We start from the raw sequence: 24,496 nt of genomic DNA, 5'->3' as shown, positions 1-24,496 counted from the left end.
TCAGGCGGGTACCGGCTGGCGCGGCGGCGCGTTCTTCACCTTCTGGGCGTACGTGTCGACGTACTCCCGGCCGGAGAGTTCCATCAGCTCGTACATGATCTCGTCGGTGACGGCGCGCTCGACGAACCGGTCACCGGCCAGGCCGGCGTAGCGGGAGAAGTCGAGCGGCGGGCCGAAGCGGATCCGGATCCGGCCCAGGTTGGGGATGATCTGCCCGGTCGGCTGGATGGCGTCGGAGTTGAGCATGGCCATCGGGACCACCGGGGCGCCGCTCTCCAGGGCGAGCCGGGCCACCCCGGTCTTGCCCCGGTAGAGCCGGCCGTCGGGTGACCGGGTGCCCTCCGGGTAGATGCCGGCGACGCCGCCGGCGCGCAGCACCTCGAGCTGGGTGTCGAGCGCGGCCCGGGCGGCCTGCCCACCGGAGCGGTCGACCGGGATGGTGCCGGCGCCGACGAAGAACAGCTTGGTCAGCCATCCCTTCACGCCCCTGCCGGTGAAGTATTCGGCTTTCGCGATGAAGGTGACTTTTCGCTTGACGATCAGCGGGGTGAAGATCGAATCCGAGAAGGAGAGGTGGTTGCTGGCCAGGATCACCGGGCCGGTGGCCGGCACGTGCGCCAACCCCTCGACCTGCGGTCGGAAGACCAGCCGCAGCAACGGGCCGAGAATGATGTACTTCAGCAGCCAGTACAGCACCGGGGTCCTTCCGGATCAGGTGGTGACGCGGGGGAACGTCCGGGATGAGGGTACGAACCACGTACGCCGCGCCACAACGCACTCCCGGAACCGGGTCCCGACGTGTCAGGATTCAGGGCACGACGTCAGGCCGCGGTGAAGGGGGTGTCCGGTGTCAGGGGGCGGGCCTCGCCGAGGGCGGCGGGACAACGGGCTCGACGCGGCCGAGTACGCGGTCGCGGGCGACGTCGATCCGCGCGTCGGCGAACATCTGCTCGACGTGCTGGCCGCCGGCGGCATCGCCGCCTACCTCCAGCCCTCCGCCGACCTGAACCCGGTGACCCGCACCACCACGGTCCCGGCCCGCCCGGTCGACCGGCTCTACGTCGACCGGTTCCACCTGACCACCGCCCGCGACTACCTCACCCAGCTCGCCGACGAGGGCGGTGGCGAGACGCCGCGCCCCGACGAGCCGGACATCGAGGCCGAGTGGGCCAAGATCGTGGCCGGGTTCCACAGCGCGCCGAGCGCCGGCAGTCACCCGTGGCCGGCCGCCGAGGACGTCGACGACCCGGCCACGCCGGGCGGCGGCCCCACCGGCCGCAATGAGGAGCCGTCCGGTCCGACCGCCACCGACGTGCGCCGGCTGCCCTACGCGGCGGACGTCTCCGGCATCTCGGTCAGCCGCGACCGGCACGACGAGCCCTCGCTGCTGGACGGGCTGGACACGTTCGGCGCCGGCCTGCCGGACGACGCGTCGGAGGAGGAGCACTACACCCCGCCTCCGCCGCCCCCGCTGCCGCGCTTCTCGAAATACGCGGTGCTGGGCGTGCTCAGCATCGTGCTCGGCTTCCTCCTGTTCCTGTCCCCCACCGTGATGTCGCTGGTCGACCCGTCGGTGGTGACGCTGCTGGGGTTCACCGGCATCCTGGCCGGGTTCGTGATGCTCGTCTGGCGGCTGCGCCCGGGCGACCGGGACGACCACGACCCGGACGACGGCGCCGTCGTCTGAGCGCCTCCCGGGGGTCGTGCCCGGATCGCGGGACGCCGCACGCCCTGGGTCGTACGTGTAACAGGGGTGTAACTTACGGTCAGTAGGAATACCGCTGCACGTCACGTCCCGCACCGGCTGTCCGGTTTGCGCTTGATCCGGTCGCCGGTACCCCTGCTGAGCGGATTGCCTGAGATGCGACAGAGCCCCCTCGTGGTGGTGGCCAACCGCCTCCCCATCGACGACAGTGTGGCGCCGGACGGCGCCTTCGAGTGGCGCCGCAGCCCCGGCGGCCTGGTGAGCGCCCTGCACCCGCTGCTCCGGCACACGCCCGCCACCTGGGTGGGCTGGGCCGGCGGCACCGGCCCGGCACCCGAGCTGCCCGACGTGGACGGCGTCCGGATGCGCACCGTCCCGCTGAGCGCCGAGGACTTCCGCGACCACTACGAGGGCTTCGCCAACGCCACCCTCTGGCCGCTCTACCACGACGCCGTCGAGCAGCCGGAATACCACCGCCGCTGGTGGGAGGCGTATCAGCGGGTCAACCAACGGTTCGCCGAGGCCGCCGCCGAGGCGGCCGAGCCGGGCGGCCTGGTCTGGGTGCAGGACTACCACCTCCAGCTGGTGCCCGGCCTGCTCCGCGCGCTCCGCCCCGACCTGCGGATCGGGTTCTTCCTGCATGTGCCGTTCCCGCCGCCGGAGCTGTTCATGCAGCTCCCCCGCCGCTCCGAGCTGCTGCGCGGGATGCTCGGCGCCGACCTGATCGGCTTCCAGCGGGCCCAGGCCGCGCACAACTTCGCCCAGCTCGCCGCGAAGGTGCTCGGCCTGTCCGCGACCGACCGGCGGATCGGCGTGGACGACCGGGTGGTGCGCATCGGTGCCTTCCCGGTCGCCATCGACACCGCCGAGATGTCCGCGCTCGCCGCCCGGCCCGAGGTCGCCGACCGGGCCCGCCGGCTCCGGCAGGACCTCGGCCAGCCGGAGAAGGTGATCCTCAGCGTCGACCGGATGGACTACACCAAGGGCATCGAGCAGCGACTCAAGGCCTACCGCGAGCTGCTGGCCAGCGGCGACGTCAAGGTCCGGGACACCGTGCTGGTGCAGGTGGCGGTGCCCAGCCGGGACCGGGTCGGGCAGTACCAGATCCTGCGCGACCGGGTGGAGCACCAGGTGGGCCGGATCAACGGCGAGTTCGGCCGGGTCGGCGAGCCCGCGATCCACTACCTCAGCCAGCCCTTCGACCGGGCCGAGCTTGTCGCGCTGTACCGGGTCGCCGACGTGATGGCGGTGACCCCGTTGCGCGACGGGATGAACCTGGTCGCGAAGGAGTACGTGGCCGCCCGCGTCGACGGCACGGGCGCGTTGCTGCTCAGCGAGTTCGCCGGCGCGGCCGCCGAGCTGGAACAGGCGTACCTGGTCAACCCGCACGACCTGGACGGCCTGAAGCAGGGGCTGCTCGCCGCGCTGCGGGCCGGCCCGGAGGACGTGGCGGCCCGGATGCGCGCGATGCGGGAGCACCTGGCGCACAACGACATCCACGCCTGGGCGGCGTCCTACCTGAGCGCGCTCGAGGAGAGCGGCTCGCTGGTCGGCCGCCGGCCCGCCGCCCGCTGAGCCGGCGCCCCGGCGCTCACCCGGAGGTGGGCGCCGGGTCCTTGTCCAGCCAGTCCAGGATCGCGTCGATCGGCTCCCGCCACCGGGCGTCGAGCATCAGGTCGTGGCCCATGCCGGGGAAGAGCAGCGGCGCCGAGGCGTACCGGCGGGCCGCCCTGGTCAGCGCGGTCGCCGGCAGGATGCGGTCGTCGGGGCTGCCCAGCACCAGCATCGCCGGCCGGCCCACCGCCGGCTCCGGCTGCCGGCCGGTGAGCAGCTGCCACTGTGCGCGGCGGCCGGCCCGCCCCAGCCGGGCGACGTGCCGGCGGGCGTCCGCGTCGGACAGCTCCCGGCTGAACAGCTGCCGCCGGTTGAGCCGCAGGCCGGCGCCGAAGACCGCCGGCAGGGTGCCGGCCGGGTTGCGACGCAACGCCGTGCCGAACGTCGCCCAGCCGCCGAGCACCGGCGCCACCAGCACCGCGGCCCGCGCCGGGTAGCGGGACAGCGCGTGCGTCACCACCCGGGCGCCGGCGCCGTGCCCCACCAGCACCGCCTGCCGCGGCAGGCTCGCCGCCACCTGCACCACGTCATGGGTGTACGCGCGCAGCGTGGCCTCCGGCGCCGGCTCGCTGCCGCCGTGCCCGCGCAGGCTCACCGCGTACGCCGGGAAACCGCGACCGGCGGCGTGGCCGAGCCAGTGTTCGGCGAACGCCCACGCGCCGTGCCCGAAGCCGGGCACGAACAGCAGCGGCGGCTTGGCCTCCTCCTGCTCCGGCACGGCGGCCAGCACCTCGCGGCGCACCGGCCGCTCCGGCCGGGCCCACTCCCAGCCCCGGACCACCCGCACCCGCTCGCTGGTCACTGTGTTTGCCTTCCGTTCGCGACTGCGGGAATCCGCTGCGCTGCGTTCCTCGCGCTCACCGGTCGCCCTCCAGCTCGTGCAGCGCCTTCTGCAGCGCGCGCAGGTAGTCGGCGTGCCCGACCTCGAACCAGTGCCGGGTGCTGTCCTTGACCTTCGCCGAGTAGCGCTCGCCGAGGCCGGCGCGGACCCGACGGTCGAACGCGGCGACCCGCTCCGGTCGGGTGGCGCGCAGCGTGAGCAGCCGGGCGAAGAGCACGCTCTGCCAGTGCGAGATGGTGAAGATGCCGGAGTCCGGCTGGACCAGGCCGACCACGGCCAGCGTGGGAAGGCCGGCGCTGAACGCGTTCAGCCAGAGCCGGGGCTTCCCGGAGCCGTCCTCGTCGCCGAGCACCCGGCCCTGCATGAACTCGAAGCGCGGCAGGTATCCGGTGGCGAAGACGACCAGCTCCGGGTCGATCCGCCGGCCGTCGGTCAGCTCCACGCTGCGGTCGTGGAACCGGGCCACGTCCGGCATCGGGGTGATCTCGCCGTGCCCGACGTAGTAGACGAGCTGGCTGTTGGCGATCGGGTGCGTCTCGTAGACCCGGTGGTCGGGCTTGGGCAGGCCGAACCGGGTCAGGTCCCCGACGGTCAGCCGCAGCGTCCAGTGGTAGAGCCACTGCCGCACCCGCAGCGGCACCCGCAGCGCCAGCAGCGTGTCGTTGACCTGGTCCGCCGGGCGGCCGAGGACGTACTTCGGGGCGTACCAGTAGCCGCGCCGGGTGGAGTGCCAGCAGTGCGACGCCTGCTGGGCCGCCTCCACCGCGATGTCGCAGCCGGTGTTGCCGGCGCCGACCACCAGCACCCGCTTGCCGCGCAACTGGGCCGGGTCCTTGTAGGACGAGGCGTGCATGACCTCGCCACGGAACTCCGCCAGCCCCTCGTACCGGGGGAGCTTGGGCGACCAGTTGTGGCCGTTGGCGAGCACCACGGCGGCGTACCGCGAGGTGCGTTCGGGGCCGTAGCCGCCGGTGCTGCGGGTGGTCACGTCCCACCGGTCGCCCTCGACCGGCTCCACCCGGACCACCTCGGTGCCGAACCAGACGTGCTGGCGCAGGTCGAAGTGGTCGGCGTAGCGCTCGAAGTAGGACAGCAGCTGGCTGTGGTGCGGGTAGTCCGGCCAGTCGTCCGGCATCGGGAAGTCCGGGAACTGGGTGAACGGCCGGGACGAGATGAGGTGGGTGCTGGCGTACACCGGGCTGCGGTCGTGCCGCCAGTTCCACGCCCCGCCGACGCCGGTCTCCCGCTCGTAGCAGTCGACGCCGAAGCCGGCCTCGCGGAGGTTCTTCACGGCGGTCAGCCCGCTGGCGCCGGCGCCGATGACGCAGACCGTGTCGCCACGGTCGGAGACCGGCCGGTCGTCCCGGCCAGGGGCGGCCGCGGCGGCCGGATCGGGGCGGCCGGTATCGGTGGAGGAGGGCACCGGGAAATTCTCCTTTTGTGCGGCACGCATGCCGGTCGGTGCGAAATCCTGCCGAGAATGCCCGCCGTTGTCCAGCCACCCCGAGCCCTGTCCGGGGATCGGCACGGCTCGACTCCGCGACCGGCCTGACGCTCGGTAACCACGGCAGTCTCACCCAGCGTGCGGGCGAAGCCGCGCGGCGGGCGCACCTCGTCCGCGCCTTTGCTCTGCAGCCACCGACGCAGCACGGCCGTGAGCTGCGCAAGCCCGCGCGCGCCCCCGCGTCGGGTGTCGCCGCCGCATTCACGCTGGGTGACTGCTGCACATATGGCTGCAGAGCAAAAGCACCGACGGGCGGTGTCTCCCGCCCGCCGGTGCGTCACGCTCCGTCGCTGCGTTCGGCCCCACCTCCGGCCTCACACGCGCGCCGCACCGCCGCGTCGCACGCCCGCCCCCGCGGGGCCGTGATCCCGGGGTGCGGTCAGCCGGCGGCCGGCAGCAGCAGGTCGACCAGGACCGGGAAGTGGTCGCTGGCCCGGCGGGTCCGCGGCGTGTCGACCACGTCGTAGTCGACCACGGTGATCCGCTCGTCGACGAAGAGCGCGTCGATGCGGCGCCGCGGGTCGGCGCAGGAGAACGTGTGCCGGTCGGCCCGGTCGGCGGCCACCGCGGTGTCGGTCAGCCCTTCGGCCACGGTCCGCCAGGCCGGCCCGTCCGGCCCCTCGTTGAGGTCCGCGCCGGCCACCACCGGCAGCGGGGACGCGGCCAACTCCCGCTTGAACGCCGCCGCCTGGGCGGGCCGCTCCGCCGGATCGGTGGACAGGTGCGAGCCGGCGAGCAGGAAGTCGACGCCGCCCACCCGGCACCGCGCGTACGCGGCGCCGCGCAGGTGCCGCCCCGGGGTCAGCGGGTAGCGCTCGCACCGCGTGTCGGTGACCCGCACCCGCAGGCTGGTCAGCAGCACGTTGCCCAGCGACGGCAGGCCGCCGGCGGCCACCACCAGGCCGAACGAGTCGGCCAGCGTGGCGCACTTCTGCCGCCACCGGAACCGGCGCGGCCCCTCCTGGACGATCACCACGTCCGGCGCGGCCTCCCGGACCACCTCGCCCAGCGCGGCCGTGTCGTCGCGCTGCGAGTGGACGTTGTACGACAGCACCCGCAGCGGCACCCCCTGGCCCGCCACGTCAGAGCCGCCGAGCCAGGTCGGCGGCGCCGATCACGCCGGCGGTGTTGCCCAGCTCGGCCGGGCGCACCTCGGCCACCGGCAGGCGACTGCGTTGGGCCAGCGCGTCGGTGAACGACCGCCGGGTCGGGCCGAGCAGCAGGTCACCGGCGTCGATCACGCCGCCGCCGACCACCAGCACCTGCGGGTCGAGGATCTGCGCCATGTCGGCGAGGCTGGTGCCGAGCCAACGGCCGACCTGGGCGAACGCCTCGGTGGAGACCGGGTCGCCGCCCTTGGCCGCGGCGGTCACCATCGGGCCGGTGATCGCCTCGGCCTCGCCGTCGGCCAGTTCCAGCAGCGCGGTGGCCCGGTGCGGCTCCTGCCGGGCGGCGGCGCGGGCGAAGCGGACCAGCGCGCTGCCGCTGGCGTACTGCTCGATGCAGCCGAGCCGGCCGCAGCCGCACTGGTGGCCGTCCGGCACGGTGAGCATGTGCCCCAGCTCGGCGGCGATGCCGTTGGCGCCGCGGACCAGTTCACCGCCGAGCACGATGCCGCCGCCGACGCCGGTGCCGATGGTGAACATGACCATCGAGTCGTCGGCGTCGCGCGCGGCGCCGTAGCGGAACTCCGCCCAGGCGGCCACGTTCCCGTCGTTCTCCACGATCACCGGCAGGCCGGTGGCGTTGCCGACGTACTCGCGCAGCGGCTCGTCCCGCCAGGCCAGGTTGGGGGCGAAGAGCACGGTGGAGCGGGAGGCGTCGATCCAGCCGGCCGCGCCGATGCCGACGGCCTCCACGGTACGGCCGGTGGACAGCTCGGTGACCACCTCGATGATGACGTCGCGGGTCTTGGCCACGTCGTCGGCGGGGGTGTCCCGTCGCGTCTGCACGAGTACCGCGCCGGTGTCGTCCACGACACCGCCGGCCACCTTCGTGCCACCGACGTCGACTCCGATGGTCAGCGTCACCGCTGCCACTCCCCTCTGCTGTGCTCCCCCGGCACCGGCCGAACCGGCCGTGCGCTCCCGGGATGTCCGGTGGTCAGGCCCCGTCGCCTGGTGCGTCCGCGCCCGCCTCGCCGGGTGCCCGCGAGGCGGGCACCACCGGACGACCGGCCGGCGGCTCGTCCGGCCCGGCGGCGTCGACGGGCGGCTCCGACGTCTCCGTCCCGGCACGGCTGGCGCCACGCCACGGCCCGGAGCCGTCGTCGGCACCCGGATCGGCCGCGCCCTCCCCCCGGGTGGCGGCGGCCCACACGTCCTGCTCGGGTGCCGGCTGAGAATCATGCCCGGTACGGGTGGCCTCGCGCCACACGTGGTCGGCGGACCCGGCCGGCGGCGGATCGGCCGGGCCGGTCGGCGCGGCCGGGCCGGTCGTCTCCGTCGGCTCGGCCGGTCGGCCCGACGTGGACGGCGCGAACGCGCGCAACATGCTGGCCACACCGGCTGCCAGGTCACCGGCGCCGGTGGCGAGCCGCTCGGCGAATTCCGGACTCGGGTCACGCAACGCCGCGATCCCGCGGCAGAGCGGACAGACGCAGCATTCCGGCGAGCCGGTGGCGAAACCGGTGCGGGCGTCGCCCGGGCTGTGACCGAGGACACCCGAGAGGATCCCGTCGAGCGGACCGCGGCCCGCTCCGGACGAGGCGGCGGCGAGCCGCGCGGTGGCCAGCAACGTGACGACGAGGCGCTCGGCCTCTTCCCGGGCCGAACCCGGATCGGTGGTGCCCATGGTTCGGCTCCTCAAGCGTGACGACCGGGACGGCGATCGGGATCAGTCTGCCGCACCGGGTGTCTCTACCCGGCGCTTGAGCTGCTTCAACGCCGCATCCATGATCATTTTCTCGGCCTTGCGGCGGAACATGCCGAGCATCGCCACCGACAGCTCCACCTCCAGCGTGTAGGTCACCGTGGTGGTCCCGTCCGGGTTCTCGACCAGGTCGTACGACCCGCGTTGGGACCGCTGCATCCGCGACGGCGCGGTCAGGTGCCACTCGATCCGGGAGATGTCCTCGGCGTACTCGTAGGCCAGCACGTACTCGTCGGCCAGCACGCCCGCGTCCAGCGTGAACCGGACCTGGCTGGCGTAGCCGTCCTCGTACTCCTCGACCACCTCGGCGTGCCGCACCGCCTCGGTCCACTCCGGGTAGCGGGGGAAGTCGCAGATGACCGCCGCCACCCGGTCCGGTGACGCGCCGATGATGATCGACTGGGTGGAGGAGTCCGCCATGGGGGGAGGCTACCCGGCCGCCCGGCCAGGCGGGCGGGTAGGTTTCGACTGAGCCGACCAGGCCGGCCCCGCCGGTGCGAGCACGAGGGAGTGCAGGTGCGCGAGTTCTCCGTTCCGCCGATCGTCACCGTCGGCGACGCGGCAAACCTGACCGACCCGGTCTGGGACAACGCCGAGGTCGCCCCGGACACCGTGCAGTTCGTCCGGATCCCCGGCGACGCCGGCCCGGCGACCCGGGTCGAGGTCACCTGCCGGCAGTTCCGCGACGAGGTGGTCGCGGTGGCCCGGGGCCTGGTCGCGGCCGGCGTCTCCCCCGGTGACCGGGTCGCGCTGATGAGCCGCACCCGCTACGAGTGGACCCTGTTCGACTACGCGATCTGGGCCGCCGGCGCGGTAACCGTGCCGATCTACGAGACCTCCAGCGCCGAGCAGGCCGCCTGGATCCTCGGCGACTCCGGCGCGGTGGCCGTGGTGGTGGAGAGCACCGCCCACGCGACACTGGTCGCCGACGTCCGGGACCGGCTGCCCGAGCTGCGCGACGTCTGGCAGATCGAGCTGGACGCGGTGGACGAGCTGGTCGCCGCCGGCGAGTCGGTGGACCCGGCCGAGGTCGAGGTGCGCCGCTCGACGCTCAAGGCCGACGACGTCGCCACGATCATCTACACCAGCGGCACCACCGGCCGGCCGAAGGGCTGCGTGCTGACCCACCGCAACATCTACGCCGACATCGCCAACGCGGTGCCGGTGCTGCCGAACCTGTTCCGCGAGGGCGCCTCGACCCTGCTGTTCCTGCCGCTGGCGCACGCGTTCGCCCGGCTCATCCAGGTCGGCGTGGTGCAGGCCCGGGCCACCATGGCGCACTGCGCGGACACCAGCAACCTGGTCGGCGAGCTGCAGGACTTCAAGCCGACGTTCGTGCTCTCCGTACCCCGGGTGTTCGAGAAGGTCTACAACGGCGCGCGGCAGAAGGCCGAGGCCGACGGCAAGGGCAAGATCTTCGACCGGGCGGAGAAGGTCGCCATCGCCTGGAGCGAGGCCCAGGAGACCCCCGGCGGCCCGGGCCTGGCGCTGCGCGCCCAGCACGCCCTCTTCGACCGGCTGGTCTACGGCAAGCTGCGCGCGGCGATGGGTGGCCGGTGCCGCGACGCCATCTCCGGCGGCGCGCCGCTCGGCGCCCGGCTCGGGCACTTCTTCCGCGGCGTCGGGGTGACCATCTGCGAGGGGTACGGCCTCACCGAGACCTCGCCGGCCGCCGCCGCGAACCTGCCCACCGGCACCCGGATCGGCACGGTCGGCCGCCCGCTTCCCGGCGTCACCGTCCGGATCGACGACGACGGCGAGGTGCTGATCTCCGGCGACATCGTCTTCCAGGGCTACTGGCACAACGAGGCGGCCACCGCCGAGGCGCTCACCACCGACGGCTGGTTCCGCACCGGCGACCTGGGCCAGCTCGACGAGGACGGCTACCTCAGCATCACCGGCCGGAAGAAGGAGATCATCGTGACCGCCGGCGGCAAGAACGTCGCCCCGGCGGTGCTGGAGGACCAGGTCCGGGCGCACCCGCTGATCAGCCAGTGCGTCGTCGTCGGCGACCGCCAGCCGTTCATCGCGGCGCTGGTCACCGTGGACGAGGAGGCGCTGCCGAAGTGGTTGGCCGGGCACGGGCGCCCGGAGACCACAAGCGTGGCCGAGCTGCGCGACGACGAGGCGCTGCGGGCCGAGGTGCAGGCCGCGGTCGACCAGGCCAACCTGTCCGTCTCCAAGGCCGAGGCGATCAAGGTGTTCCGGATCCTGCCGCAGGACTTCACCGAGGCGACCGGCGAGCTGACCCCGTCGCTGAAGGTCAAGCGACAGGTCGTGCACAAGACGTACGCCACGGAGATCGCGGAGATCTACCAGCGCTGACTACGATCCGTCAGGTGCCCGCCTCCACATCCGGACAGCCGCAGACGCAGCTTCTCGCGGTCGGCGCCCGCGCGGTCCTCCTCGCGCTGGTCGCCGCCCTTACCCTGTTCGCCACCCGCGACCCCGCCCAGCTCTGGTGGATCGTGCTGCTCGGCCTCGCCGGGCTGCCCGCCGTGCTCGCCCCGCAACACCGGCTGCTCGCCCCGATCAGCCGCTTCGCCGAGGTGGTGGTGCTCGGGCTGGCGGCCAGCCAGGTCGCCGCCGACACCCAGCTCACCGGCGTCACCGACGGGCTGGGCGCCTCCGCGGTGCTGCCGTACCTCGCGGTGCCGGTCACCGTCACCGCGCTGCGCCGCCGGTTCCGCGAGGGCGCCGCGCTGCTCGCGGTGGTGGCCGCGACGCTGCTGGCCAGCGCCGCGTTCACCCAGGTCGGCGGCGAGCCCCAGCTCGGCCAGGTCGGCTACCTGGCGGTCTGCGCCCAGTGGCTGATCCTGGCCGGCCTCGGCCTCTACACCGCCGGCACGCTGCAGCGGGTGATGCGGGTCCGCGGCGAGGGCAAACCCCAGCCGTACGCGGAGGCCACCCGCCTGCTGACCCAGCTGCGGACGGTCGCCCGCCAGCTGCCCGGCGCCACCCTGGACCCCGGCGGCATCTCCGAGCACCTGCTGGAGGAGCTGCGGGTGGTCGCGAAGACCGACCGCGGCGCGGTGCTCTCCGCCAGCGGCGGCGGCCGGCTGGTGGTGCTCGCCCAGATCGGCGCGGACCGGGTCGACTGGGAGACCACGCTCGACGCCGACTCGGCCATCGCCGACGCCTGGGCCAGCCAGCAGCCGACCGTCTCGGCCCGCTCACAGGCCCGCTCCCGGCGCTCCGGGGAGGTGTCGGCGCTGATCGTGCCGCTGGTCGCCGGCGTACGCACGGTCGGCCTGGTGGTGATCGAGGCGGACACCGGCGCCGCGTACCCGCCGCCGGTGGTGTCCCGGGTGACCGCGCTCACCGGCCCGGCGGCGCTGCGGCTGGAGGCCGCGCTGCTCTTCGACGAGGTGCGTTCGCTGGCCACCAACGAGGAGCGGCAGCGGCTGGCCCGGGAGATCCACGACGGGGTGGCCCAGGAGCTGGTCATGGTCGGCTACGGCATCGACAACGCGCTGGCCACCGTGCACGACGACACGGAGGAGACCGCCGACTCGCTGCGCACGCTGCGCCAGGAGGTCACCCGGGTGATCCAGGAGCTGCGGCTCAGCCTGTTCGAGCTGCGCAGCGAGGTGGACCGGCACGGCGGCCTGGCCGCCGCCATCGCCGAGTACGCCCGCACCGTCGGCGCCTCCGGCGGCCTTCGGGTGAACCTGTCCCTGGACGAGTCCACCGCCCGGCTGCCCGCCGCCACCGAGGCCGAGTTGCTGCGCATCGCCCAGGAGGCGGTGACCAACGCGCGCAAGCACGCCGGCGCGTCGAACCTCTGGGTCACGTGTGAGGTGGATCCCCCGTACGCCAGGATCGAAGTGTCGGATGACGGTCACGGCATCGGTGACCAGCGCCCCGAGGGGCACTATGGTCTTGCGATCATGGCGGAGAGGGCGGAACGTATCCGAGGCCGGTTGGAGATCAGGCCGCGGCAACCCAGCGGCACAACCGTGGCGGTGGTACTCGGCTCGTCGCCCCGGCGCGATAAGGTGCGCGGCAGCGCCGCAGCAGCAGAAGGGGAGTAACCCGAGGATGACCACCAGCCCGACACCGGCCACCCGGACCAAGGTTCTCCTTGTCGACGACCACGACCTGATCCGCAAGGGTCTGCGACACGCCTTCGAGCGGGACCGGCAGTTCGAGGTCGTGGGTGAGGCCGCCACCGCCGCGGAGGGCGTGCGCCAAGCCGGCGCGCTCCAGCCCGACGTGGTGATCATGGACCTGCGACTGCCCGACGGCAGCGGCCTCGAGGCCACCCGCGCGCTGCGTAAGTCCAGCGCCTCGATGGGCATCGTCGTGCTCACCATGTACGCCGGCGACGACCAGCTCTTCGGCGCCCTGGAGGCGGGGGCGAGCGCGTTCGTGCCGAAGACCGCCCCGGCCGACGAGGTGGTGGCCGCCGCCCGGCATGCCGCCTCCTCCCCCAGCGCGTTCACCGCGGCCGACCTGGCCGAGGCGATGAAGCGCCGGCTGGCCCCGTCCGGGCCGCAGCTCTCCCCGCGTGAGGGCCAGGTGCTGCGGCTGCTCGCCGACGGCATGAGCGTGGCCGGCATCGCCAAGCAGCTCTTCGTCAGCGAGTCGACCGCCAAGACCCACATCTCCAAGCTCTACGAGAAGCTGGGCGCGGCCAACCGGGCCCAGGCGCTGATGACCGCGCTGCGGTTGGGGCTGCTGGAGGCCCCGGACGCGCCGAAGTTCTGACGTCCACCACCGGAGAGGCCCGAGTCCGTACGCCGGACGCGGGCCTCTCCGGCATTCCGGGCGGGCGCGACCGCGCACGGTGAGCGGCCGGACGCGCAGCGACGGTGGTCTTTGCACCGGGGCGGCGGGCGGGCAGAATACCCGGGTGATCCGCGCGGCGGTGGGGCCGCGAGTCGCCGACACCCAAGGGGCAGGGACATGCAGCGGCCGGACTGGGCACCCGAGACGATCGACATCGAGCGCCCGAGCGTCGCCCGCATGTACGACTACTACCTCGGTGGGTCGCACAACTTCGCGGCGGACCGGGCCGCCGCCCGGGCGATGGTGGAGGCGGTGCCGGAGGCCCCGCTGATGGCGCAGGCCAACCGCGCCTTCCTCCGTCGGGCGGTGCACTACCTGGCCGAGGCCGGCGTGCGTCAGTTCCTGGACATCGGCTCCGGCATCCCCACCGTGGGCAACGTGCACGAGATCGCCCAGCGGATCGACCCGGAGTCGCGGGTGGTCTACGTCGACGTGGACCCGGTGGCCGTGGCGCACAGCCAGGAGATCCTGGCCGGCAACGAGCGGGCCGTGGTGGTCCAGGAGGACCTGCGCCGCCCGGAGGCGATCCTGCGCCATCCGGACGTCACCCGGCTGCTCGACTTCTCCGAGCCGGTCGCGGTGATGATCGTGGCGGTGCTGCACTTCGTCCCGGACTCCGACCGGCCGGAGGAGATCCTGCGGACGCTGCGCGCGGCGCTGGCGCCCGGCAGCCACCTGGTGCTCTCCCAGGCCAGCGACGACGGCCGCGACGACACCGGTGAGCGGGCCGAGGCGGAGCGCGTCTACCGGCGCACCGACAGCCAGCTGTTCATCCGCGGCCGGGCCGAGTTGACCGCGCTCTTCGCCGGCTTCGACCTGGTCGACCCGGGCGTGGTGTGGGTGCCGCAGTGGCGACCGGACGCACCGGACCAGGCGGAGAACGCCGAACGGGCGGTCTTCATGGGTGGGGTCGGGCGGCTCGGTGCCTGACGACGTGGCCACACCGGCGGGGCGCCGTCCCGGCGTCTTCGCCCGGGCCTGGGCCAAGGCGGTCTCCGGGACCAGCTACCTGCCGATGACCCAGGCCCAGCTGGAAGAGGTGCTGCAACGGCTCACCGACCGGTTGGCGCAGGCGCTGCGCGCCGACCCGTTCGACCTGCGCATCGGCCAGCAGGTGGGCGCCGAGCTGGTGCAGTCGCACATCGCCTCGGCCGAAGGGCTGGGCCGTACCGTCGAGGTGATCCAGCTCCGGCTGGTACGCGACCTCGACCTGGTGGTCGACGACGTCGAGGATCGGATGGCCCGGCTGCTCGCCACCGTCGCCACCGGGTACGCGCGGGCGCTGCGCGACCGCACGCTCGACGAGCAGGAGTCCATCCGCCGCGCCGCGATGATGGCCCGGGCACACGCCGAACGGGCGTTGCGCGACAGCGAGGCCCGGTTCAAGCACCAGGCCACCCACGACCCGCTGACCGACCTGCCGAACCGCACGCTGTTCACCGAGCGGCTGACCGCCGCGATCACCACGCCCGGTCGGGGCGCCGACCGGGTCGGGGTCTGCTTCCTCGACCTGGACCGGTTCAAAGTGGTCAACGACTCCCTCGGCCACCAGGTCGGCGACTCGCTGCTGGTCGCGGTGGCGCAGCGGCTGCGCCGGGCGCTCGGCGAGCACCTGGTGGCCCGCCTCGGCGGCGACGAGTTCGTGATCCTGGTCGAGCGCACCGCCGGCACCGACGACGCGGTCAAGGTCGCCGAGGCGGCGCTGGACGCGGTACGCGAGCCGGCGCTGGTCGACGGGCACGAGCTGACGGTGTCGGCGAGCATCGGCATCGTCGAGCGGCCGGTCTCCGGCACCTCCCCGATGGAGCTGATGCGCGCGGCGGACAGCACGCTGCACTGGGCGAAGGCCGCCGGCGGGGCCCGCTGGTCGCTGTTCGACTCCGACCGCAACCGCCGGGAGCTGGCCCGCTACGCGCTCTCCGCGGCCATCCCGGCCGCGCTGGACCGGGGCGAGTTCTACCTCGACTACCAGCCGCTGACGTCGCTGCGTGACGGCCGGGTGCTCGGCATGGAGGCGCTGGTGCGCTGGCGGCATCCGGAGCTGGGCGTGCTCCGGCCGGACAGCTTCATCCCGCTGGCCGAGGAGACGGGCCTGATCGTCCGGCTCGGCAGCTGGGTGCTGGCCGAGGCGTGCCGGGAGGCGGGCACCTGGTCGACGACGGACGCGGACGCCCCGTTCGTCAGCGTCAACCTGGCCGTACGCCAACTGCACCGCGCCGACCTCGTGCCCGAGGTGCGGGGCGTGCTCGGGCGCACCGGGTTGGCCCCGGACCGGCTGCAACTGGAGATCACCGAGAGCACCATGATGAGCACCGTGGTCGAGCCGGTCCGGGCCCTGCGGGTGCTGGGTGACCTCGGCGTCCGGGTGGCCATCGACGACTTCGGCACCGGCTACTGCAACCTGGCCTATCTGCGGGACCTGCCGGTCAACGAGATGAAGGTGGCCGGCGAGTTCGTCACCGGGTTGCGCGCGCCGGCCGGTGACCCGGGCGGCCGCACCGACGAGCGGATCCTCGCCTCGCTGGTCTCGCTGGCGCACGCGCTCGACCTCACCGTCACCGCCGAGGGGGTGGAGACGGCCCACCAGGCGGACCGGCTCCGCGCCATCGGTTGCGACGCCGGGCAGGGCTGGCACTTCGGCCGCCCCGGCCCGGCCCGGCAGCACCTCACCCATGCGCCTGCGGCGTAAGGCGGGGCCCCTTCTTAACGCCTTCGGTAGAGGAGGGGCCCCTTCTTGACGCCTGGGGCCGGGCGCGCGAGGCACGGCACCGCGGCGCGGAGCACGGGTGGGGTCAGCTCGGGGAACGGCGGGTGTCCGCCCCGTCCAGATAGGCCAGCACGGCCAGCACCCGACGGTTGTCGTCACCGGACGGCGGCATCCGCAGCTTGCTGAAGATGCTGTTGATGTGCTTGTCGACGGCCTTCTCGGTGACGAACAGCCGGGCCGCCACCGCCGCGTTCGACCGGCCCTCGGCCATCAGGCCGAGCACCTCGCGCTCCCGCGCGGTCAGCTCGGCCAGCGGCCCGGCGCCGTCGCGGCGGGCCAGCAACTGGGCCACCACCTCCGGGTCCATCACGGTGCCGCCGGCGGCGACCCGGCGCACCGCGTCGACGAACTGGTCCACGTGGGACACCCGGTCCTTGAGCAGGTAGCCGACCCCGCCCCGCCGGTCGGCGAGCAGCTCGCGAGCGTAGAGCTGCTCGACGTGCTGGGACAGCACCAGCACCGGAAGCCCGGGCAGCTCGACGCGGGCCCGCACGGCCGCCTGCAACCCCTCGTCGGTGAACGTCGGCGGCAGCCGTACGTCGATCACCGCGACGTCGGGCCGGTGCGCGGTCAGCGCGGGCAGGACGGACGGTCCGTTGTCGACGGCCGCCACCACCTGGCAGCCGAACGCCTCGAGGATCCGGGTCAGCCCGTCCCGGAGGAGGGCGAGATCCTCGGCGATGACAACTCGCACGGCAGCTCCATGCTGATGACGGTGGGCCCACCGGCCGGACTGGTCACCGCCATCGTCCCATCGAACGCGGCCAGCCGGCGTCCCGTCCCGGCCAACCCGCCGCCCGCCGACGGCGCCGCGCCGCCCCGGCCGTCGTCACCGACCACGGCGGTCAGCCGCCCGGCGGCGTGCCGCAGCTCCACCCAGGCCCGGGTCGCCCCGCTGTGCTTGCCGACGTTGGCCAGCGCCTCGGCGACCGCGAAGTAGACGGCCGACTCGACCGGGGCCGCCGGCCGGCCCGGCAGGTCGACGGTGACCTCCACCGGCAGCGGCACGGCCAGCGCCAGCGCCCGTACCGCGCCGGGCAGGCCGCGCTCGGCGAGCACCGGCGGGTGGATGCCGCGGACCAGCCCGCGCAGCTCGGCCAGGGCCTGGCCGCTGGTCTCCCGGGCCTCGGCGAGCAGCCGGCGGACCGCCTCCGGGTCGTCGCGGACCAGTTGCTCGGCCAGCCCGATGCTCATGCTCAGCGCGACCAGCCGGGCCTGCGCTCCGTCGTGCAGGTCCCGCTCGATCCGGCGCAGCTCGGCGGCCTGCGCGTCCACCGCCTCGGCGCGGGTGACAGTGAGCTGGCGCACCCGCAACGCCAGCTCGGCGCCGCGGGTCGGCCGCAGGAGGAAACCGGCGAACGTCACGTGCAGCCGGACCGGCCAGCGTCCGGCGACCAGGCCGCCGGCCACCAGCAGCGCGCCGATCGGGAAGCAGAGCAGGGCCTCGAAGGTGTTGTCGAGCGGCCAGAAGGGGCCGTAGCCGTAATCGACGCCGGCGGTGTGCAGTACCAGCGGCAGCCCGATCAACCCCTCCAGCCCGTACATCGGGAGGGCTAGCGGCGCCAGGCAGAGCGCGCCGGTGATCGCCCCCGGCAGCAACCAGGCCAGGTCCCGCCAGGTCGCCGGGTCGCCCACCACCCAGCGGAACCGCCGCCAGGTGCCGAGCCGCGCGGCGGCCGGCGCCGGCAGGTAGGGCGTGGTCAGCTCCACCCCGCCCCAGCGGGCCAGCCGGCGGTGCAGCCCGACGCAGAACCGGACCGCGACGGTGACCACCGGGAAGAGCGCGAGCCCGACCCCGAACACCGGGATCAGCGCCAGCGCGACCAGCGACAGCACGAACAGGGCCACGTGCGTGGTCAGCGACAGCAGCGCGATCAGCAGCCCCCGGGCGGCGGTCACCGCGGCGGGCCGCAGCCGGGCCCGGAGCAGTACGCCCACCGATGCGTCCACGAGCCCCATTCTCCGGCATCACCGCCGGAGTTCCGGTGGTGCTGGCACCACTCGTGGAGGCGTGGTCAGGGGCGCCGCCGCACGCGTTCGTCCTCGTTCGACACGTCGGGCCGGGGGAACCGCTCGGGCACCGGTCAGCCGGCGAGCAGGGTGGCCATCCGCTCGGCCTGGGTCTCCCAGCGCCACTCACGCTCGACCCAGGCGCGGCCGGCGGCACCGAACTGCCGGGCCAGGTCCCGGTCGGCGAGCAGGGTGGCCAGCCGGTCGGCGAGCTGGGCGACGTCCCGGCCGCGGACCACGTACCCGGTCTCGCCCTCGCGGACCGCGTCCGGCGCGCCACCGGAGTCACCGGCCACCACCGGCAGGCCGGCCGCGCTCGCCTCCAGGTAGACGATGCCGAGACCCTCGACGTCCAGGCCACGGTTGCGGGTGCGACAGGGCATCGCGTAGACGTCGCCGGCCGCGTAGTGCGCCGGCAGCTCGGCCGCGGGCACCGAGCCGGTGAAGACCACCTCCCGCTCCACCCCGGCCTGCCGGGCCAGCTTCTCCAGCGTCGCCCGGTAGGGCCCGCCACCGACCACCAGCAGCGCCGCGTCCGGCACCCGGCGGCGGATCTCGGGCAACGCCCGGATCAGCGTGTCCTGTCCCTTGCGCGGCACCAGCCGCGACACGCACACCACGACCGGCCGGTCGGCGAGCCCGAGACGCTGCCGGACCCGCTCGCCGTCGACGCCCGGGTGGTAGGTGTCCACGTCCACCCCGGGGGCCAGCCGGCGCAACTCGGTCAGCCCGTCCAGCGCCCGGGCCAGCCGGACCCGGGTGTACTCGCCGAGGTAGGTGGTGACGTCCAGGCCGCGGCCGATCCGGCGCAGCGCCGACCGGGCACCGGGCAGCGCCGCCCAGCCGACCTCGTGGCCGTGGGTCAACGCCACCGCCCGGCGGATCCCGGCCCGCCGGCGCAGCCCCGGCGCGAGCAACCCCAGCGGGGCCGCCGCGCCGAACCACACCGTGTCGCAGTCGTACGCCCGGGCCAGCCGGGCCGCCCGGCGGGCCACCAGCGGCGTGGGCAGCAGCACCTTGGTGCGTTCCCGCACCACCTCGTACGGCTGGTCGGCGTCGAACTTCTCCGCCCCCCGCCAGCTCGACGCGTAGACCACCACCGAGCCGGGTGGCTGGCGGACCGCGAGGTTGTGCACGAAGGACTGGATGCCGCCGGGACGCGGCGGGAGGTCGTTCGTGATCAGCAAGGTGCGGCTCATCGGCCGGACTCCCTGGCGTAGGCGCGGGCGGCGGCCATCCGCTCCACGGTGGACGGGTGGGACGCCGACCACAGGTATTCCCAGCGCGGCGGATCGGGATCGGCCAGGTTCACCCCGGCCAGCCGGCGCTGCATCGCCTCGAAGGTCGCCGGGTCGCGGGTGAGCGCCAGCGCGTGCGCGTCGGCTCGGGCCTCCACCCGGCGGGAGACCAGCGCCTGCACCGGCGTGGCGACCAGACCGGCCACCGTCACCAGCGCGATCAGCAGCGGGAACGCCCTCGGTTGGGCGATCGAGTCGACGCCGGCCAACCGCAGCAGCGGCGCCCAGGAGCCGACCAGGTAGAGGGCCACCACCGCGGCGGCGGCGCCGAGCGCGCCGATCAGCGTGCCGGTCCACACGTCGCGGTCCTTGGCGTGGCCCAGCTCGTGCGCGACCACGCTTGTCACCTCCGCCGGTTCGGCCTCGCGCAGCAGCGTGTCGTAGACGACCACCCGCCGGGTGGGCCCGAGCCCGGAGACGTAGGCGTTGACCGCGCGGGTCCGCCGGGACGCGTCGGCGACCAGCACGTCGCGGACCGGGACGCCGTCCCGGGCGGCCATGGTGGTCAGCTCGGTGCGCAGCGGACCGGGCTCCATCGGGGTGAACCTGTTGAACACCGGCTCGACCAGCACCGGCAGCACGAAGGACAGCACCACCACGAGCACGGCGGCGCCGGCCGCGCCGAACGCCCACCACCAGCGCGGGGCGAGCCGGACCACGGCGTAGAAGCCGAGCAGGACCAACGCGCCGATGACCGCGCTGACCGCGTACGACTTGAGCAGGTCGACCACCCAGCCACCCCAGCCCTGGGTGCTCAGCCCGTAGCGCACCAGTACGGTGCGCCGCCAGGCCGAGAAGGGCAGCGTGAGCAGGTCGGCGAGGAACATGACGCCCAGCCCGCCGAGCACGGCCTGGGCGATCCAGTGCCCGCCGAACGGCCGGCCCGCCAGCTCGACCAGGCGCCCGCCCAGCGGGGTGAGGCCGAGCAGCAGCGCCACCACCAGCCCGAGCGCGAGCGCCGACCAGCCGGCCGGGCGCAGCGCGCCGTGGAAGGCCCGCCCGCGGGCCACCTGCTCGGCCGAAAGCGCGCGCAGCGCGGCGAGCTGGTCGACGCGGGGCGCCGGCGGACGGCTCCACGGCACCAGCAGCGCCACGGCCACGACCAGCGCCACCGCCAGCGCGGCCAGGGTCAGCAGCGCCCAGGCGCGCGGCGTCACCGCCGCACCCCGCCGGCGCGACCCGTCCGCGTCATGCCGCTCCCTCCCGCCATGACCGCCCATCCTATTGCCCGCCGGCGGCGGACCCGCTCGGGTGCCCGGCCGTCAGCCCCTGCCGCCCCGCCCCCCTTCGCCACCCCACGTCCCGGGCGGTCGGGCCGGCGAGGGAGGAGGCCAGGCGGTTCAGGCCACCCGACGCCGGGCGGAGCGGCGGGACGCGGGTACGGGGGCGGCAGCCGGTGCCAGCACCTCCACGTCGAAGCCGGCGCGGGCGAACACCTCGATCGCCCGGTGCTCGGCCGGGCCCAGGTCGGCCGTCGGGGAATCGGGGTCGAGCAGCGCGGTCACCAGGCAGCCGGAACAGCCGGCGCCGCGAATGCCGCAGCCGTCGCAGTCGATGAGCATGAACGCCTCCTGACACGGTCGCCGGTGGCGCTCGGGGAAGGGACCACCACCGTCGGTCACCAGAAGGCTATGCGTCCGGTACGACAGAACCGGACAACGAGGCAGCACCCACCCCGAAAACGATCATCCGGCCACCAGTACGCCGAAGTGGCGCGATCGGCCCGACCTCGACCCCGCCATCTCCCCGAGGTGGCGCCGGATCGGACGCGGGCCGGTCAGGAGCGGGCGAGGCGGCGCAGCAGGGAGTCGGCGCCCAGTGGGTACGCGCCGTGCCGGCGTACCCCGTCGGCGACCTCACGGTCGGACGAGACCACCACCACCGGCCGCCCGGCCGGTTCGGCCCGGACCAGCCGCCGGATCAGCTCGTCGGCGGTCTCACCCTTGCGCGAGAAGAGCACCCGCACGCCGCGCGGCGCGGGCGGCAGGCCGTGGATCCGCTCGGCGCCGTCGAAGACCACGGTGACCTCGTCGCCGGTCTGCGCGGCGATCCCGCCCAACCCGGTGATCAGCCGTTTGCGCTGCTGCTCCAGCGACATCTCGCCGAAGCCGCGCTTGGTGACGTTGTAGCCGTCCACCACGAGGTGCGCCCGCGGCAGGGCGAGGAGCTGGTCGAGCCGGGCCGGGTCGTCGGTGTCGCGGGCGCGCGTCGCCGCACCGGCCGGCGCGGCGCCCGGCTGGTCGGCGAACGCCTCGGCGACGAAGTCGGCAGGCAGCGCGTCCACCGGGTCGAGGGCCAGCTCCCGGCGCAGGCCGACGGCGGCCTGGCCGATCGTCTCCAGCAGCAGCCACAGGCGGGCGTCGTCGACCGAACGGGCCTCCTTGGCGCTGGCCCGGGCCACCCCGGCGGCGGCCTCCGCCTCGGCCAGCCGGGCCCGGGCGCGGCGCAGCTCGGCGTCCGCGTCGGCCGCCGCGCGGGCCGCCCGGCCCCGCTCGGTGGCCAACAGTTCGGTGGCCCTGCGTTCCCGGGCCTGGGTCTCCCGCAGGGTACGGGCCAACTGGCGGGCCTCCTCGCGGAGCTGGCCCAGTTCCTCCCGGACCCGGGCCAGCTCGTCGCGGAGCTTCTCGGCCTCGACCCGGGCCACCGCCCGGTCGTGCTCGGCGCGGGTGGCCCGCTGTTCGGCCTCGCGGACCAGCTCGGCCACGACCGCGCTGTCCGCCTCGGCGCGGACCGCCTCGCCGCTGGCCTCGATCAGCTCCCGCCAGCCCCGGGGGCGGGCCAGGTAGGCCAGGGCCGCCACCTCGACCGGGTCGGCCGCGGCCGGCGCGGTGCCCTCCACCACCGCCGCGCCGAGGTCGCCGGCGTCGGCCAGCACCCGGGCGGTGACCCGCTGTCGGAACAGCGGGTCGGCGGTGAGCTGGGCGGCGATCACCGGCGCGCCGAGCCGGGCACGGCGGTTGGGGGCGAACTTGGCGACCCGACGCAGCGGCACCGGCACCTCGTCGCCGGGCAGTCCCGGCAGCACCGCCGCGGTCAGCGCGACGATCCGCTGGCGCACCGGCTCGGGGAGCGTGGGCTCGGGCTCGACGACCGCGGGGTCCTCGCCGGCCTCGGGCGCACCGACCACCGGCTCCTCCGCGGAGGTGCGGTCGTCGTGCGGCTCGGCGAGGGGCATGTGCCAAGTCTCCCACCCCGAACGGGCCCACCACCCGGTGAGTGAGCCGATCTCTCATCGTACCCCCGTGGTAACGGCGGGACCGGAGTGACGGGAGTGTCGGACCGTGCCGTTACCGTCCCGCGGGTGACGGGAACGGAGTACGTCCAGGAGGCCCTGGCCGGTCTGGACCGGGCGGCCGGTGGCGGCGTCGACCTCGCCCTGCCGCTCTACGCGACCACCTTCGTGGTGGTCGACCTGGAGACCACCGGCGGCGCGCCGGACGGCGGCGGGATCACCGAGATCGGCGCGGTCAAGGTCCGGGGCGGCGAGGAGCTGGGCGTGCTCGCCACGCTGGTCAACCCGGGCGTGCCGATCCCGCCGTTCATCACCGTGCTGACCGGCATCACCCAGGCCATGCTGCTGCCCGCGCCACCGATCGAGCAGGTGCTGCCGAGCTTCCTGGAGTTCCTCACCGACGCCGTGCTGGTCGCCCACAACGCCCCCTACGACGTGGGCTTCCTCAAGGCCGCCTGCGCCCGGCACGGCTACCCCTGGCCCAACCCGCGGGTGCTGGACACCGCCGCGCTGGCCCGGCGGGTGCTCACCCGCGACGAGGTGCCCAACCGGAAGCTGGGCACGCTCGCCGCCTACTTCCGCACCGCCACCCAACCCAACCACCGGGCGCTGGACGACGCCAAGGCCACCGTCGACGTGCTGCACGGGCTGATCGGCCGCCTCGGCGGGCACCGCGTCGACACCGTCGGCGAGGCGATCGAGTTCGCCCGCGCGGTCACCCCGACCCAGCGCCGCAAGCGGCACCTCGCCGACGGGCTGCCGAAGGTCCCGGGCGTCTACATCTTCCGGGCCGCCGACGACCGGCCGCTCTACGTCGGCACCTCCGGCGACATCGCCACCCGGGTGCGCAGCTACTTCACCGCCGCCGAGAAGCGGGCCCGGATCTCCGAGATGCTGGCCGCCGCCGAGCGGGTGGAGGCGGTCGAGTGCGCCCACTCGCTGGAGGCCGAGGTCCGCGAGCTGCGGCTGATCGCCGCGCACGCCCCGCCGTACAATCGCCGGTCGAAATATCCGGAGCGCCAGGTCTGGCTCAAGCTCACCGACGAGGCCTACCCCCGGCTGTCGGTCGTGCGCGGCCTCGGGCCCGCCGACACCGCCTACCTCGGCCCGTTCCGGTCCAAGCAGGCCGCCGAGCTGGCCGCCGCCGGCTTCCACGACGCGGTGCCGCTGCGCCAGTGCACCCACCGGCTCTCCCGGCGCACCACCATGCCGGCCTGCGCGCTGGCCGAGCTGGGTCGCTGCCCGGCGCCCTGCGAGCACCGGATCACCCCGGAGGAGTACGAGCGGCACGCCGCCACCCCGTTCCGTACCGCCACCCGCGACGACCCCGCGGTGGTGGTCGACGCCCTGCTCGCCCGGATCGAGGTGCTCTCCGCGGCCCACCGCTACGAGGAGGCCGCGGTGGTCCGGGGGCGGCTGGCCGCGGTGCTGCGCGCGGCGGTCCGGATGCAGCGCCTGGCCGCGCTGACCGGCATCGCCGAGCTGGCCGCCGCCCGTCCGGCCGCCCGGGGCGGGTGGGAGCTGGCCCTGGTCCGCCACGGCCGGCTGGCCGGGGCCGGGGTGTCCCCGCCGGGCGTCCACCCTCGACCGACCATCGCGGCGATCCGGGCCACGGCCGAGACGGTGCTGCCCGGGCACGGACCGGTGCCGGCCGCCACCGCCGAGGAGACCGAGCGGATCCTGTCCTGGTTGGAACGCGACGAGACCCGGTTGGTCGAGACGACCTCCGGATGGGCGTCCCCGGTGGCCGGCGCGGGGCGCTTCCGTGACCTGCTGGACAAGGCCGAGAACGGCGGATCCCACCGATTCTCGACCGAACGCTCATGACCAAGTGTCCGATCGGACTACGTCGGCTCCCTTAGG

The 24,496-nt window shown here is 74.6% G+C and carries 21 protein-coding genes; 8 read left to right on the top strand and 13 right to left on the bottom strand.

Features of this window, described 5'->3' with window-relative positions; translation table 11 throughout:
- A complete protein-coding gene (locus O7598_RS07810) occupies positions 1–696 on the bottom strand; it encodes a lysophospholipid acyltransferase family protein (RefSeq protein WP_269690676.1) in 696 nt (231 codons plus the stop codon).
- 151 nt (positions 697–847) lie between these two features.
- Here O7598_RS07810 and O7598_RS07805 point away from each other — a divergent pair, with 151 nt between their 5' ends.
- The gene (locus O7598_RS07805) at positions 848–1,687 is read left to right on the top strand and encodes a DUF308 domain-containing protein (RefSeq protein WP_269690675.1); all 840 of its coding nucleotides are present in this window, start codon (positions 848–850) and stop codon (positions 1,685–1,687) included.
- A 174-nt stretch (positions 1,688–1,861) separates the two neighbouring features.
- The gene (locus O7598_RS07800) at positions 1,862–3,280 is read left to right on the top strand and encodes an alpha,alpha-trehalose-phosphate synthase (UDP-forming) (RefSeq protein WP_091059379.1); all 1,419 of its coding nucleotides are present in this window, start codon (positions 1,862–1,864) and stop codon (positions 3,278–3,280) included.
- 16 nt (positions 3,281–3,296) lie between these two features.
- Here the strand turns inward: O7598_RS07800 and O7598_RS07795 are convergent, their stop codons facing one another.
- The 6 genes from O7598_RS07795 to O7598_RS07770 form a co-directional block, all read right to left on the bottom strand.
- Positions 3,297–4,121, bottom strand: coding sequence for an alpha/beta hydrolase (locus tag O7598_RS07795; protein ID WP_269690674.1), 825 nt, complete (start codon positions 4,119–4,121; stop codon positions 3,297–3,299).
- Positions 4,122–4,176: 55 nt separating this feature from the next.
- Positions 4,177–5,583 (bottom strand): flavin-containing monooxygenase, encoded by a 1,407-nt coding sequence (locus O7598_RS07790; RefSeq protein ID WP_269690673.1) that lies wholly within the window; start codon positions 5,581–5,583, stop codon positions 4,177–4,179.
- A gap of 460 nt (positions 5,584–6,043) precedes the next feature.
- Complete coding sequence (locus O7598_RS07785; protein ID WP_269690672.1) at positions 6,044–6,745, bottom strand: endonuclease/exonuclease/phosphatase family protein; 702 nt, start codon at positions 6,743–6,745, stop codon at positions 6,044–6,046.
- A gap of 1 nt (position 6,746) precedes the next feature.
- Positions 6,747–7,694, bottom strand: coding sequence for an ROK family glucokinase (locus O7598_RS07780; protein WP_269690671.1), 948 nt, complete (start codon positions 7,692–7,694; stop codon positions 6,747–6,749).
- A 73-nt stretch (positions 7,695–7,767) separates the two neighbouring features.
- Positions 7,768–8,457 (bottom strand): hypothetical protein, encoded by a 690-nt coding sequence (locus O7598_RS07775; protein WP_269690670.1) that lies wholly within the window; start codon positions 8,455–8,457, stop codon positions 7,768–7,770.
- Between the two features lie 42 nt (positions 8,458–8,499).
- Positions 8,500–8,955: an SRPBCC family protein gene (locus tag O7598_RS07770; RefSeq protein WP_091059360.1), complete on the bottom strand. Its 456-nt coding sequence runs from the start codon at positions 8,953–8,955 to the stop codon at positions 8,500–8,502.
- Between the two features lie 96 nt (positions 8,956–9,051).
- On the opposite strand from O7598_RS07770, the gene O7598_RS07765 reads away from it, so the two are divergent.
- From O7598_RS07765 to O7598_RS07745, 5 genes are all read left to right on the top strand, one after another.
- The gene (locus tag O7598_RS07765; RefSeq protein ID WP_269690669.1) at positions 9,052–10,860 is read left to right on the top strand and encodes an AMP-dependent synthetase/ligase; all 1,809 of its coding nucleotides are present in this window, start codon (positions 9,052–9,054) and stop codon (positions 10,858–10,860) included.
- 14 nt (positions 10,861–10,874) lie between these two features.
- A complete protein-coding gene (locus tag O7598_RS07760) occupies positions 10,875–12,569 on the top strand; it encodes a sensor histidine kinase (RefSeq protein WP_269690668.1) in 1,695 nt (564 codons plus the stop codon).
- A 7-nt stretch (positions 12,570–12,576) separates the two neighbouring features.
- The gene (locus tag O7598_RS07755) at positions 12,577–13,245 is read left to right on the top strand and encodes a response regulator transcription factor (RefSeq protein WP_007072219.1); all 669 of its coding nucleotides are present in this window, start codon (positions 12,577–12,579) and stop codon (positions 13,243–13,245) included.
- Between the two features lie 198 nt (positions 13,246–13,443).
- Positions 13,444–14,256 carry an SAM-dependent methyltransferase gene (locus tag O7598_RS07750; RefSeq protein ID WP_269690667.1) on the top strand — a complete coding sequence of 271 codons (813 nt, stop codon included), beginning with the start codon at positions 13,444–13,446 and terminating at the stop codon, positions 14,254–14,256.
- 85 nt (positions 14,257–14,341) lie between these two features.
- Positions 14,342–16,015: a putative bifunctional diguanylate cyclase/phosphodiesterase gene (locus O7598_RS07745; protein ID WP_269694787.1), complete on the top strand. Its 1,674-nt coding sequence runs from the start codon at positions 14,342–14,344 to the stop codon at positions 16,013–16,015.
- Between the two features lie 103 nt (positions 16,016–16,118).
- On the opposite strand, the gene O7598_RS07740 is transcribed toward O7598_RS07745, so the two are convergent.
- From O7598_RS07740 to O7598_RS07715, 6 genes are all read right to left on the bottom strand, one after another.
- Positions 16,119–16,787: a response regulator transcription factor gene (locus O7598_RS07740; protein ID WP_269690666.1), complete on the bottom strand. Its 669-nt coding sequence runs from the start codon at positions 16,785–16,787 to the stop codon at positions 16,119–16,121.
- Positions 16,739–18,043, bottom strand: coding sequence for a sensor histidine kinase (locus tag O7598_RS07735; protein WP_269690665.1), 1,305 nt, complete (start codon positions 18,041–18,043; stop codon positions 16,739–16,741). Before O7598_RS07735 ends, O7598_RS07740 begins: the two co-directional genes overlap by 49 nt.
- A 134-nt stretch (positions 18,044–18,177) precedes the next feature.
- Entirely contained in the window at positions 18,178–19,302 is a 1,125-nt protein-coding gene (locus O7598_RS07730; RefSeq protein ID WP_269690664.1) for a glycosyltransferase family 4 protein, read from the bottom strand.
- Positions 19,299–20,558, bottom strand: coding sequence for a M48 family metallopeptidase (locus tag O7598_RS07725; protein ID WP_269690662.1), 1,260 nt, complete (start codon positions 20,556–20,558; stop codon positions 19,299–19,301). Before O7598_RS07725 ends, O7598_RS07730 begins: the two co-directional genes overlap by 4 nt.
- 183 nt (positions 20,559–20,741) lie before the next feature.
- Positions 20,742–20,963: a hypothetical protein gene (locus O7598_RS07720; protein ID WP_269690661.1), complete on the bottom strand. Its 222-nt coding sequence runs from the start codon at positions 20,961–20,963 to the stop codon at positions 20,742–20,744.
- Between the two features lie 215 nt (positions 20,964–21,178).
- On the bottom strand, positions 21,179–22,576 hold the full coding sequence (locus O7598_RS07715; RefSeq protein ID WP_269690660.1) for an NYN domain-containing protein: 1,398 nt from the start codon (positions 22,574–22,576) through the stop codon (positions 21,179–21,181).
- A gap of 126 nt (positions 22,577–22,702) precedes the next feature.
- Here O7598_RS07715 and O7598_RS07710 point away from each other — a divergent pair, with 126 nt between their 5' ends.
- Positions 22,703–24,460, top strand: a complete 1,758-nt coding sequence (locus O7598_RS07710; RefSeq protein ID WP_269690659.1) for a DEDD exonuclease domain-containing protein — start codon at positions 22,703–22,705, stop codon at positions 24,458–24,460.
- Positions 24,461–24,496 lie beyond the last annotated feature (36 nt).

It is taken from the genome of Micromonospora sp. WMMC241 (assembly GCF_027460165.1).
Taxonomy (GTDB): domain Bacteria; phylum Actinomycetota; class Actinomycetes; order Mycobacteriales; family Micromonosporaceae; genus Micromonospora; species Micromonospora humi.
The sequence above is the reverse complement of the archived record's forward strand: the minus strand, read 5'-3'. Positions and strand labels throughout refer to the sequence as shown.